Origin of the sequence: Gluconobacter sp. (genome assembly GCF_047722525.1) — a bacterium.
In the GTDB taxonomy this organism is placed as follows: Bacteria; Pseudomonadota; Alphaproteobacteria; order Acetobacterales; family Acetobacteraceae; genus Gluconobacter.
Genome location: NZ_JBDNYY010000005.1, coordinates 1 through 12,429, shown reverse-complemented (window position 1 = coordinate 12,429; position 12,429 = coordinate 1). Strand labels below are relative to the sequence as shown.

Annotated in this window: 11 protein-coding genes; 8 read left to right on the top strand and 3 right to left on the bottom strand. The window is 62.5% G+C overall.

What is annotated here, in order from left to right:
* Positions 1 to 190 precede the first annotated feature (190 nt).
* Together ABF859_RS06170 and ABF859_RS06165 are read left to right on the top strand one after the other, a co-directional pair.
* On the top strand, positions 191 to 985 hold the full coding sequence (locus ABF859_RS06170) for an amino acid ABC transporter ATP-binding protein (protein WP_415526909.1): 795 nt from the start codon (positions 191 to 193) through the stop codon (positions 983 to 985).
* On the top strand, positions 985 to 2,511 hold the full coding sequence (locus tag ABF859_RS06165; protein ID WP_415526908.1) for an ABC transporter substrate-binding protein/permease: 1,527 nt from the start codon (positions 985 to 987) through the stop codon (positions 2,509 to 2,511). The genes ABF859_RS06170 and ABF859_RS06165 overlap by 1 nt, the downstream gene beginning before the upstream one ends.
* Positions 2,512 to 2,534: 23 nt before the next feature.
* Here the strand turns inward: ABF859_RS06165 and ABF859_RS06160 are convergent, their stop codons facing one another.
* Genes ABF859_RS06160 through ABF859_RS06150 form a run of 3 tightly spaced genes read right to left on the bottom strand, consistent with a single transcriptional unit; the run spans position 2,535 to position 5,378 of the window.
* A complete protein-coding gene (locus tag ABF859_RS06160) occupies positions 2,535 to 3,476 on the bottom strand; it encodes a hypothetical protein (RefSeq protein ID WP_415526907.1) in 942 nt (313 codons plus the stop codon).
* Between the two features lie 3 nt (positions 3,477 to 3,479).
* The gene (locus ABF859_RS06155; RefSeq protein WP_415527085.1) at positions 3,480 to 4,733 is read right to left on the bottom strand and encodes an AAA family ATPase; all 1,254 of its coding nucleotides are present in this window, start codon (positions 4,731 to 4,733) and stop codon (positions 3,480 to 3,482) included.
* A gap of 33 nt (positions 4,734 to 4,766) precedes the next feature.
* Entirely contained in the window at positions 4,767 to 5,378 is a 612-nt protein-coding gene (locus ABF859_RS06150) for a hypothetical protein (protein ID WP_415526906.1), read from the bottom strand.
* Positions 5,379 to 5,594: 216 nt separating this feature from the next.
* Between ABF859_RS06150 and rimP the strand changes: the two genes are divergently transcribed.
* The 6 genes from rimP to truB all read left to right on the top strand — a co-directional run.
* Positions 5,595 to 6,206 carry a ribosome maturation factor RimP gene (gene rimP, locus ABF859_RS06145; RefSeq protein WP_415526905.1) on the top strand — a complete coding sequence of 204 codons (612 nt, stop codon included), beginning with the start codon at positions 5,595 to 5,597 and terminating at the stop codon, positions 6,204 to 6,206.
* A gap of 34 nt (positions 6,207 to 6,240) precedes the next feature.
* Positions 6,241 to 7,794: a transcription termination factor NusA gene (gene nusA, locus ABF859_RS06140; protein WP_211561553.1), complete on the top strand. Its 1,554-nt coding sequence runs from the start codon at positions 6,241 to 6,243 to the stop codon at positions 7,792 to 7,794.
* Entirely contained in the window at positions 7,718 to 8,446 is a 729-nt protein-coding gene (locus ABF859_RS06135) for an RNA-binding protein (RefSeq protein WP_415526904.1), read from the top strand. Before nusA ends, ABF859_RS06135 begins: the two co-directional genes overlap by 77 nt.
* Positions 8,443 to 11,199 (top strand): translation initiation factor IF-2, encoded by a 2,757-nt coding sequence (gene infB, locus ABF859_RS06130; RefSeq protein ID WP_415526903.1) that lies wholly within the window; start codon positions 8,443 to 8,445, stop codon positions 11,197 to 11,199. Before ABF859_RS06135 ends, infB begins: the two co-directional genes overlap by 4 nt.
* Positions 11,196 to 11,624, top strand: a complete 429-nt coding sequence (rbfA, locus tag ABF859_RS06125; RefSeq protein WP_415526902.1) for a 30S ribosome-binding factor RbfA — start codon at positions 11,196 to 11,198, stop codon at positions 11,622 to 11,624. Before infB ends, rbfA begins: the two co-directional genes overlap by 4 nt.
* A 95-nt stretch (positions 11,625 to 11,719) precedes the next feature.
* Positions 11,720 to 12,429, top strand: a 710-nt coding sequence (gene truB, locus ABF859_RS06120; protein ID WP_415526901.1) for a tRNA pseudouridine(55) synthase TruB, incomplete at its 3' end; no start/stop codon positions are given.

The following is a 12,429-nucleotide window of genomic DNA, read 5'->3' as shown; positions in this document are numbered from 1 at the left end:
CATGCGGGTTTTGGTTCTGTCCCGGTGTGTGTCTTTCTGTTTTAGAGACCCTGCGGACGTCCTTCGCAAGGGCTGGCACACGGTCTGTGGTCGGGGAGAGCGGAATATGATGATCGTATGAATCGTGCGCTCTACTGTATTAAGGTCTCGATACACTGGCGCAGGTCCGTTATGAGGGCCGCGCGGTCATGTGATCGTGCATCTCTTTTTTCGAGGGTTTCCGGAACTGGCTGATCTGGTGCTGCAGGCGAGGGGTATCGCCAAGTCTTTTGGTGGGAACGAGGTTCTGCGTGGCCTGTCGCTCGACGTGGAGCGCGGCGAGCTGATTTCGATCATCGGACCTTCGGGATGTGGCAAGTCCACGTTTCTGCGTTGTCTGAACTTTCTGGAGCATCCCGATGCGGGATCGGTCCGGATCGAGGACGTGACGGTCGCGTGCACGGGGAAGCACTGGAGCCGCGCCAACGAGGCCGAGGCTCACCGGCTGCGGGCGCATGTCGGCATGGTGTTCCAGGCCTTCAACCTGTTCCCCCATCGGACGGTGCTCGACAACGTCATGATGGCGCCGATCCAGGTCAAGAAAATGTCGCGTGACGAGGCCCAGTCCATCGCCTGCGAGCTTCTGGCTAAGGTCGGGCTGGCGGCTGTGAAGGACCGCTATCCGGACAGTCTTTCGGGCGGTCAGAAGCAGCGCGCGGCCATCGCGCGTGCTCTGGCGATGAAGCCATCCGTCATGCTGTATGATGAACCCACATCCGCGCTGGATCCGGAGCTTTCCGAGGAGGTCCTGTCTGTGATGCGGGCACTTGATGACGAGGGCATGACGCAGCTTGTGGTGACGCATGACATGCGTTTCGCGCGCGCAGCCTCGGACCGCGTTCTGTTTGTCGAGGGCGGGGAAATCGTCGAGAGCGGTGATCCGGACCTGATGTTCGCCAACCCCCGGGAGGGACGGACACGCCGGTTCCTGCGGACGCTGCTGTGATGAAGAAACTTTTCGCACTTCTGCTGGCGCTTGCCGTCAGCCCCGTTTCCGTCGCGCTGGCCGATACTCCTGCAGCATCACAGGACCTGCTCTGGGCGTCGGATGGTGAGGCGAATGTGCCTTACGTTTTCCACGACCCGGCCCATGAATCCCGGATGACCGGTTTTGAGTACGAACTGGTCAACGAGATCGCCGCACGGATGCACCGCAAGGCGCAGTTCATCCAGAATGACTGGGATGGTTTGATCCCTGGCCTGTCCCGCGGGCTGTACGGCATGGTGCTGGATGGCATCGAGATGACGCCGGAGCACAAGGCGGCTGTCCTGTTCTCGCGGCCCTATTATGTGACGAGCGAGCGTATCATCGTTCGGCACGATCAGAACGGGCTGGACACGATGGAGGCCCTCAAGGGTCATACCATCGGGACGATCAAGGACACCACGGCCGAGCGGATGCTGCGTCGGCAGGGTGGCTCGAACGTTCGGTCCTATGAAGAAGAGACGAATGCGTTCTCGGATCTGCGGAACGGACGTCTGGATGCGATTCTGCTCGATGCGCCGATTGCGCTCTACTATGGCAGCATCTCGTCGGACATGAAGCTCGTGGGTGAGCCGATCGGCAGCATGGAATACGGGATCGCGTTCTCACCGGAGAACCGCGCGCTGCGCGATCAGGTGGATGCGGCCCTTGGCGAGATCATTCAGGACGGGACGCTGCATCGCATTCTGGCGCGCTGGAATCTGTGGACGCCGCTGATGGCGAACTACACGGGCGATACCAGCCAGCCGGATATCGCGCCGACGGAATGGGACCGTTACCGGCAGGCCATGGCGAACACGACCGGCAGTGGCTGGCATGTTCTGGTCCGACGCTATGTGAGTTTCCTGCCCCTGATCGGGCAGGCGGCGCTCATGACGCTGGCAGTTTCGGCGCTGGCCATGGTTCTGGCCGTGGCGCTGGGGCTGCTGCTGGCACTGTCCCGCCATTATGGCGCGGCCCCGCTGCGTTTCGTGGCGGGTGTGTATGTTGAAGTCGTGCGCGGAACGCCTTTGCTGATTCAGGTGCTGTTCATTTTCTACGGACTGCCGGCTTTCGGTATCCGTCTGTCCCCGTTCATGGCGGGTGTGCTGTCGCTGGGGCTGAACTATGCGGCCTATGAGGCAGAAAACTATCGCGCCGGGTTGCTGTCCGTCCCGCGAGGGCAGATGGAAGCGGCGATTGCGCTGAACATGACGCACTGGCAGGCGCTGCGGCTCGTAATTGTGCCGCAGGCTTTCCGGACGGTGGTGCCGGTCATGACCAATGACTTTATTTCACTGCTCAAGGACAGTTCGCTCGTCTCCGTCATCACGCTGACGGAGCTGAGCCAGACCTATGTGCGGCTGTCCTCCACCTACTACGATTATTTCGGAACGGGGATTATGGTCGGTCTGGCGTACCTGCTGCTCGGGTTACCGTTTGTAAGGCTGGCACGCATGGCGGAGCGACGGCTGGGTCGTGGCTTTTCAGGAACCGGGCACCACTGAAACCGTGGGTGCCCGTGTCCTGTTTAGGCCGGCCGTGGTGCGGACGGATCATTGATCAGGGGCGGCACAAGCGTTGCCGTGTCCAGCGTGCCGTCAAATCCCTGACGCAGAACGCGGGACCAGCCGATCATCCAGCGGTCCAGCGTGTCAATGAACTGGGCGGCATCCGGGTTCTTGTGAACCGAAGCCTTGTTCCAGTACTGCGGCGGCGCCAGAAGCTGGCGCGATCCATGTTCGATCGGGGCGACGAGCGTCTCGACCGTTTCGATATGAGCGGTGCCCTTGCCAGCGGCCGCGGCATAATACCAGCCGACATTGATCATCAGGCTCGGGATCGGAAAGCCCAGGGTGCGCATACGCGAAAACGCTGCCGTGATGAACGGGTCCGTGCTGACGCTCTGGTTTTCGAGCACGGCGTTGCTGGTGTAGCTGCATTCCTGCGAGATGCCGGGCCTGTCTGAAATATGCGCGGCGTAGTCGCGGTCGTCATGGCAGGGTGTTTCAAGCTGTTCAGCCAGATCGGCCGGCACGGGCTGCTGTGTGGCGCGCACGACAATGACGCCGGAGACGACGCCCCGATCGGTGCGGGCCAGAACCTGCTGGGAGAGTTCGCCATGAGCGCCGCTTCGGGCGGTCAGGATCGGGTGCCAGTCCCCGGCCGGAAGCGGAAGGATGCGTCCGGCGATGGTGATGCTGCCATGCTGTGTGATGCCGGGATCGGGTACGCCGATCTGGTCTCCCGGACCGGCAGCGGACTGGGCACCGGCCTGTTGTCCATCCGGCTGTGATGCGCCGGACCCCGCACTATACGGTGTCGCGCCGGGAAGGTGGCCTGGCAGCCACGGCATGGCCTTCTTGAGCGCCGGGGTGGGGTAGAAGGCCGCCATACCGAGCGCACCTACCGTTACGATCACGCTCGTGCGCCACAGAGGCGCGCGTCGCCAGAGCCGTCCGAATGCCGTCATGGATCAGTGGCTCACCCGGCCGAGCTGGGTTTCGGTATCGTTGGCGATTTCGGTAACGACGGTGCCGTCCTCCTGCGTGACGAGACGGACGCGCTTGGCGCCCTGCTGACGGGCCACGATGAGGCTTTCGCTGACCATGTCCTCAATGGACCGGACAAGATCGCGCGCGCTGGCGCCGGTGCCGAGGTTCTTCTGCTTGACCATGACCTGGAACAGGACGCCGGCGTCGATACCGCCGGTTTCGACATGCAGGCCGTAGCCTTCGATCATGGCTTCGATTTCGAGCGCGGCGACGCGGGCGAGGTCCAGTCCACGCAGGGGACGGAAAATGAAGATCCGGTCCAGACGGTTGAGAACTTCGGGCGCGAAACCGGATTTGCGCAGGGCCTCGACCGACTCGGCACGCATCTTTTCAGGCTCATTGGCGAGGCGGTCAGCGATCTCCGTCAGGGCCTCCGTCGCGACGTTGGACGTCAGCATGAAGATCGCGCGGGTCGTGGAGACCTGCTCGCCGGTGGAGGCTTCGGTGACGTGGCCGTCGTTCCAGGCGGTGAGGAACTTCTTGAAGACGTCCGGATGGGCCTTCTCGATTTCGTCGAGTAGGACGACGGCATCCGGCTTGTCCTTGAGGCCGCCGGTCAGCTTGCCGAACGTGTCGGACCCTACATAACCCTTGGGAGAGCCGAAAAGCTGGGTCGCGGCATGGGCGCTGGACATCTGCGTCATGTCGAAATGCAGCAGAGGGCGTTCCATCTGCTTGGCCATCTGTTTGGCGAGATAGGTCTTGCCGGTGCCCGGAGGGCCTGCGAGCAGGAAAATACCCACGGGCTTGCCGCGGACCTGAAGCGCCAGGCGGCGACGCATCTGCTGGGCGATGTCCTCGCAGACCTGATCCTGTCCGATGACGCGGGCACGCAGCGAGGCGGCCAGTTCGTCGGCATCAATAACGGTTTCGCGCTGTTCGCGGGCCATGAGCTCTTCAAGGGCTCCGCGGTTTGTCAGACGGCTGAGAACATCCATGATGAGACCTTTCCTGCGGCGCAGTCCGCGACGCGCCAGTTTTTCGGCTGACGTTTCATACGCCAGTCCCGTGACTGCCAGAAGGGCGCTGATGCCTGCCAGCGGAAGATAGAAACGCCGTCCCCATTCGATGGCGGCCCACAGCCCGTTCAGTGACAGGTGTAGCATGACCGCAACCTGAATTACCGCCAGAATAAGGAAGGCGGCCATCATCAGCGGCATGGCCCGGTTGAGCATGGGAACGAGGGACTTGAACACCGGGGCGGTTCCTTACTGGACGATCACGTTGAGCAGGACGCGCTGGTCGAGCGTCGTCAGGGCAGGCAGCGCCTGGGGGCCGAGGGCTGTCAGCGCACCGATGGTCAGGGCCGGGGCACGCGGCATGCTGACGGGCGCAATGAGGATCTGTCCGGCTTCGACGATGGGAATGACCAAATGCTGGAACTTGCCAGTCAGGACGACGCGTTGTGTCAGGCCCGAGACCGTAACGTCGATGGTCTGACCAACGGCGCCCGAGGCATCCAGTACCGGCATTTCCACCAGGCGCATCTTGCCGTCTTTTACCGCCGCAAGGATGCGGGCACGGTCAGCAGGGCTGAAGCCGCTCTGGGCAAGGGCAGCATGCGCTTTTGCAGGGGGCAGCATGGAAAGCTGGACAGCCGCGGTCTGCGCGGCGGGCACTGCGGGAGTGTTCTGGGCGGGAGGGGAAATCGCCGGAGCGGCGGGCGCCGTCGTATTATGGGTATAGAAAAAGGCTCCGGCCCCGACTGTCAGGGCCGCGATCAGGCCGCCTCCGCCCCACACTGTCCGGCTCCGGGATGCCGGTTCGGAGGGCAGGGGCTGGGCGCGTGGTTCTGGACGAGGCTCGGGCTGGGCAGTCATTTCAGGACCATCTGACTCCCGACGGCGTCCGAAGACAAGGGCTTTCGCGGAACGGGAATGTAAACAAATCTTTCGACTCGTCCAATGGATAACGGCTTCCGGAACAAAGGGATTTGCGTTCCTCTTGCGTCTGGTGGGGAGGTGACTTACATAGGGCATATTCCATTCATCTTCCGCTCATTTGGGGGGTGGCCCTGACGGGCCGCCTTTTTTGTCTTGTCTCAGCAGAACGCCTCTTCCGACATCGAACTGCCCCACCTCACGGGGCTGGAAGCCCGCATTGCGGAGCGGATTGCGCCGACGCTTGCCGATCTGGGCTATGAGCTCGTGCGTCTTTCGGTGCTGGGACGCGATACTCCGACGATCCAGATCATGGCGGACCGTGCAAACGGTTCCCTGATCTCGGTGGAAGACTGCGAACAGATCAGTCATGCCGTCGGCGCCATTCTGGACGTTGACGATCCGATCCCCGGTGCGTGGATGCTGGAAGTGTCGTCCTCGGGGATCGACCGTCCGCTGACGCGCGCCAAGGATTGGGAACGATTCGCCGGTCATCTGGCAAAGGCGGAGCTGGACGTTCCTCTCAATGGCCGCCGCCGCTTCTCGGGCACCGTTATGGGGGCACGGGACGGCAATGCCATCATCCGTCTGGATGACGGAACGGAAGCGGTTCTGCCGCTGGTGGATATCCGCAAGGCCCGTCTGGTCCTGACCGATGCGCTGATCGAGGCGAGTGCGGCCCTTGCAGGGCTCAATTCCGAAGGGGAAGATGGCGAGGAAGCGCGCCAGGCGCCCAAACTGAATCCGAAGAAGCCGGGAAAGAAGTGATGACCCGTCTCATGCTGGCTGGAGGTCCGATCTGATGGACACGTCTGTTACACGTCCCGAACTGCTGCTGGTTGCCGATGCAGTTTCCCGCGAGAAGAACATCGACCGCGAGGAAGTGCTCGAAGCCATGGAGCAGGCCATCCAGAAGGCTGGCCGCGCGAAGTACGGGCATGAAAAGGACATCCGTGCGACGATCGACCGCAAGAGCGGAGAAGTCCGGCTGAGCCGCTGGACCGAAGCGGTCGAGCAGGTCGAGAACGAGGACACGCAGATCCCGTTGCACATCGCCCGGAAGTTCCAGCCGGAAATCCAGGCTGGTGAGCATCTGGTCGATCCGCTGCCTCCCATCGATTTCGGACGTATCGCTGCGCAGACCGCCAAGCAGGTCATTGTGCAGCGCGTTCGTGAATACGAGCGCAAGCGCCAGTACAACGAATTCAAGGACCGCGTGGGCGAGATCGTCAACGGCACCGTCAAGCGGACCGAGTACGGCAATCTCATGGTCGAGATCGGTCATACGGAAGCCCTGCTGCGTCGCGACGAACTGATCCCCCGCGAGTCCTTCCGCAATTCCGATCGCGTCCGCGCCTACATCTATGATGTGCGTGACGAGCCGCGTGGTCCGCAGATCTTCCTGTCCCGCACGCATCCGGCCTTCCTGGCCAAGCTGTTCGCGCAGGAAGTTCCGGAAATCTATGACGGCATCATCGAGATCAAGGCCGTGTCCCGTGACCCGGGATCGCGCGCCAAGATGGCCGTGATTTCCCGCGACGCGGCGATCGATCCGGTCGGTGCCTGCGTCGGTATGCGCGGCTCCCGCGTTCAGGCCGTTGTGGCCGAACTGCAGGGCGAAAAGATCGACATCATTCCCTGGAGCCCGCAGGCTGCGACGTTTGTCGTCAATGCGCTGGCGCCTGCTGAAGTCAGCAAGGTGGTGATGGATGAGGAAGCAGGTCGCGTCGAAGTCGTGGTGCCGGATGAGCAGCTTTCGCTCGCCATCGGCCGCCGCGGACAGAATGTCCGTCTGGCCAGTCAGCTGACGCGCTGGGACATCGATATCCTGACGGAGGCCGAGGAATCGGAGCGTCGTCAGGAAGAGTTCCGCAAGCGCTCCTCCCAGTTCGTGGATGCGCTGGACGTCGATGATGTGATCGCGGGCCTGCTGGTGACGGAAGGTTTCCACACGATCGAGGAACTGGCCTACACCGATCCGGTCGAGCTGAACGATATCGAAGGCTTTGACGAGAGCGTGGCTGAAGAGCTGATGCATCGTGCCAATGACTATCTGGCCAGCAAGGAACAGGCTCTGGACGATCAGCGCAAGGCGCTGGGTGTCACAGACGATGTGGCCGAACTGGGCACCTTCACGAACCAGATGCTGGTGACGCTGGGTGAGAAGGGCGTGAAGACGCTCGACGATCTTGCGGATCTGGCCGGTGACGAGCTGGTGGAAATCCTCGGTGAGGATGCCATCGACGAGGATGCCGCCAACGAGATCATCATGGCGGCGCGTGCGCACTGGTTCGACGGTGAAGAAGCCGACTCGGCAAAGCCCGAAAACGGTGACGGGGAGTCGACCGACGTCTGATATTTCTGATACTGATAATGGTCCTGTTCGTGGTGCTTTAGGGCGTCGCGGCTCGGAGCGGCGATGCATCGTTACGCGAGAGCAGAAGCCGCCTGAAGGCATGATCCGTTTCGTGGTCAGTCCGGATAACCGGGTTGTCCCCGATCTCGCCGGAAAGCTTCCGGGCCGGGGAATGTGGTTGAGTGCCAGCCGGGATGTGTTAGATAGCGCCCGCACACGACAGGCTTTTGCCAGAGCGGCCAAAGCCCAGGTGATCGTACCGGACGGCTTGGCCGATCTGGTCGAAGCCGCGCTGGTGCAGCGGATGCTGGACGCAGTCAGTCTGGCCCGGAGAGCGGGTCAGACGGTCTGCGGGTTTCAGAAATGCCGGGAGTGGCTCACTTCAGGCAGGGTAGGGGTGGTGATCCGTTCGGAAAGTGCAAGCCCGGACGAGTTCTCCAGACTGGTGTCGGGCCGGCGTTCTCTGCCGGTGGTGACAGTTCCCGATCGGGTCCTGGAATCGGCGTTCAGCCGGGACCGGGCGGTCTATGCGGTGATGGCGCCTGGTGCGCTGGCACAGCGCCTGATCGCCGAACATGAGAGATTTTCGGGAGTGGCAGGACGTCCGCTCCCAGACCCCGCAGGGGTCAGTAAGGAACAGGCGGAACTATGAGCGACGGCAACGAGCGCAACCAGGACGGAAACAACACCCCATCACAGGGCGGCGAACAGACCAGAAGCAGCCGCCTGTCGCTTCGCCCTGCTGGACGTCAGGAGGTCGGGCGTACTGTGGATGCCGGGTCCGTGCGTCAGAGCTTCAGCCATGGCCGTTCCAAGGTCGTGCAGGTTGAGGTCCGCAAGCCCAAGCGCAACGCAGCCGGCCCGGGTGCCGGTGCAGCGGCCCGCGGTGGCCGTGCGGGTGGTCGTGCCCTGACGGCAGCCGAACTGGCAGCACGTCAGCGTGCCCTTGAGGGGCAGCGCAAGGCTGCGGCCGAAGAGGCTGCGCGGCGCGAGGAAGAAAAGATCCAGATCATGTCTGCTGCCGAGGCTGCGCGTCGCGCAGCCGAGGAAGAGCGCCTGATCAGCGAACAGAAGGCTGCGGAAATCGCAGCGCTGAAGGAAAGCGAGCAGCAGGCTGCGCGGGAACAGGCTGCGGCTGAAGCTGCGGCACGCGCTGCGGAACAGGCTGCTGCCGAAGCAGCGGCACGCGAGGCCGAGGAAGCAGCCCGGGCGGCTCCGCTCGATCCGCGCAGCCACTCGACCGGCGGTGTTCAGCTTGCCGCTCCGGTGCAGCGTCTGCGTCCTCTGGCCGAGCGTGCGATCATGCCGCCGCGCCCGGTCCAGCCGTCGCGTCCGGCAGCGTCTGCTTCTGCGCCTGCCCGTAACAACGAAACGCTTCATCTGCGTTCCGGTGCGGCTGGTGGCGATGATGAACGTCGTCCCGCTCCGCGCCGCAGTGGCCCAGGGGCCCCGCCGGCGCCGCAGCGTCGTCCGTCCGCACCGTCCCGCAAGGGTGGTGGCAGCGATCGTCGTGCAGGCCGCATTGATGTGCGGGCCGCAATCGAGGGTGATGACGACAAGACGCGTTCGCTGGCGTCGGTCCGTCGTCAGCGTGACCGTGAGCGTCGTCAGGCCGAGCTGGAGCGTCTGCGTTCCGATCAGGTCCGCGTTGTCCGTGACGTCATCGTGCCGGAAACCATCACCGTGGCCGAACTGGCCAACCGTATGGCTGCCCGTCAGGGTGAAGTCATCAAGGCGCTCATGAAGATGGGTGTGATGGCGACGGCCGCGCAGAGCATTGATGGCGATACCGCCGAACTCGTGGTCGAGGAATTCGGCCACCGCATCAAGCGTGTTTCCGAAAGCGATGTTGAAATCGGTATTGAGGGTGTTGAAGACAACGCTGACGATCTGAAGCCTCGTGCTCCGGTCGTCACCGTCATGGGTCATGTCGATCACGGCAAGACCTCCCTGCTCGATGCGCTGCGCACCACGGATGTGGCGGCAAGTGAAGCCGGTGGCATCACGCAGCATATCGGCGCGTATCAGATCACGGCCCCGTCGGGAAAGAAGATCACTTTCATCGACACCCCGGGTCATGAGGCTTTCACGTCCATGCGTGCCCGTGGCGCGTCCGTGACGGATATCGTGGTGCTCGTGGTGGCGGCCGATGACGGCGTGATGCCGCAGACGATCGAAGCCATCAAGCATGCCAAGGCTGCCAATGCTCCGATCATCGTGGCGATCAACAAGATCGACAAGCCGGGTGCCAACCCCGCCCGTGTGCGTCAGGAGCTTCTGAGCCACGAGATCGTGGTCGAGGAAATGGGTGGCGACACCCAGGACGTCGAGGTTTCCGCTCTCAAGCGGACCGGTCTGGACAAGCTCGAAGAGTGCATCCTGCTTCAGGCAGAACTGCTGGATCTCAAGGCCAATCCGGATCGTGTGGCCGAAGGTGTCGTGATTGAAAGCCGCCTGGATCGCGGACGTGGCCCTGTTGCCGCCGTTCTCGTCCAGAAGGGCACGCTGCGTCGCGGTGATATCGTGGTGGCCGGTGCCGAATGGGGCCGTGTCCGTGCAGTGCTCGATGACCGTGGCCGTCAGGTCAAGGAAGCCGGTCCGTCCATGCCGGTCGAAGTGCTCGGCCTGACGGGTGTGCCGGGTGCGGGTGAGCCGTTCGTCGTTGTCGAAAATGATGCGCGGGCCCGTGAGATCAGCGAGTTCCGTCAGCGGAAGATCAAGGAGAAGGAGGCAGCCTCACAGGTTGCGGCCCGTGGTACCCTTGATCAGATGCTGGCTCGCATTCAGGCCGGTGTGCAGAAGGAAGTCGCCCTTCTCATCAAGGCTGACGTGCAAGGTTCGGCGGAAGCCATTTCCACGACCGTGCAGAAGCTGGCCCATGAGGAAGTCGCGGTTCGCGTTCTGAATGCCAGTGTCGGTCAGATCACGGAAAGCGACATCCAGCTTGCCAAGGCTTCGGATGCCATCATCGTGGCGTTCAATGTCCGTGCAACCACGCAGGCCCGTGAACTGGCCCAGCGTGAGGGTGTGGATATCCGCTACTACTCGATCATCTATCAGGTGGCGGATGATGTGGAGCAACTGGTCAAGGGCAAGGTTGCGCCCAAGCATCGCGAGAAATTCCTGGGCTATGCCGAGATCCGTCAGGTCTTCAACATCACCAAGACTGGCAAGGTCGCGGGTTGCTATGTCACCGAAGGTCTCGTCAAGCGCGGCTGTGGCGTGCGTCTGCTGCGTGACAACGTGGTCATTCATGAGGGTGAACTGAGCCAGCTCAAGCGCTTCAAGGATGACGTCAAGGAAGTGGCGCGCGGTTATGAGTGCGGTCTGTCGTTTGCGGGTTACAACGACCTGCGCGAAGGCGACATGGTCGAGTGCTATGAAATGGAAGTGATCCCGGCTTGAGCTCTCGTTCCAGACATGACGTGAAAGGTCCCGCGGGCGTCTCTGCTCACGGGCCCAGCACCCGCCAGCTTCGGGTGGCCGAAGAGGTCCGCCGGGTTCTGGCGGAGCTGTTTGCCCGGACCGAGTTCCGTGACCCGGAGCTGCTGGATGTGCGGATTACGGTGACGGAAGTTCGCATCTCACCGGATTTCAGGCATGCCACGGCTTTCGTGACGCGTCTGGGACGGAGCGACGTGGAGGTCCTTTTGCCTGCCCTGAAGCGGGTGGCGCCTTTCCTGAGGACGGGGCTTTCCAGAGCCCTCAATCTCCGGACGGTGCCGGAGATCCACTTCCAGCCCGACACGGCGCTGGATAACGCCATGGAACTTGACGAGATCATGCGATCTCCGGAAGTCCGGCGGGATCTGGAAAAGGATCCAGAGTAATTTTAAGAAACGCCTCTCACTCCCGGTGGGGGGCGTTTTTGCATTCCGGTCCCTTGCTGGTCTATCAGCGGCCTTCAAAAGCAAGGACAGAATGTATGGGCAGGAAACGTGGACGCGATATCGACGGGTGGCTGATTCTTGACAAGCCGCTGGGTCCGACCTCCACGGATATGGTCAACAGGCTGCGATGGGCTTTCGACGCAAAGAAGGCCGGTCATGGTGGAACGCTCGATCCGCTGGCTTCCGGCGTGCTGCCGATTGCGTTTGGCAAGGCCACGCGGACCATTCCCTACATCATGGACGCGACAAAGCGTTACCGCTTCACCCTGACTTTTGGTGAAAGCCGGACGACGGATGATCTCGAAGGCGAAATTCTGGCGACATCCCCGAACCGCCCGACTGACGAACAGATCCTTGCTGTCCTGCCTGCGCTGACGGGAAATGTCATGCAGGTGCCGCCCGTGTTTTCGGCGCTTCGGGTCGGGGGAGAGCGGGCCTATGACATGGCCCGGGCCGGCCGTCCGCCTGAACTTCCCCCCCGTCCGGCACGGATCGATTCGATAACGCTGGTGGATCGTCCGGATGCGGACACGGCTGTCTTTGATGTCCAGTCTGGCAAGGGCGTCTATATGCGCTCGCTCGCTCGTGACATCGCGCTGGCCTGCGGAACGGTCGGGCATATTTCGGTGCTGCGGCGGACGAAGTGCGGGCCATTCGATCTGAGCCACGCACTGACGATCGATCAGATATCACTGGACAAATCGACTCAAACTGTGGACAACGCCGATGCTCTTCCGGCTCCTCT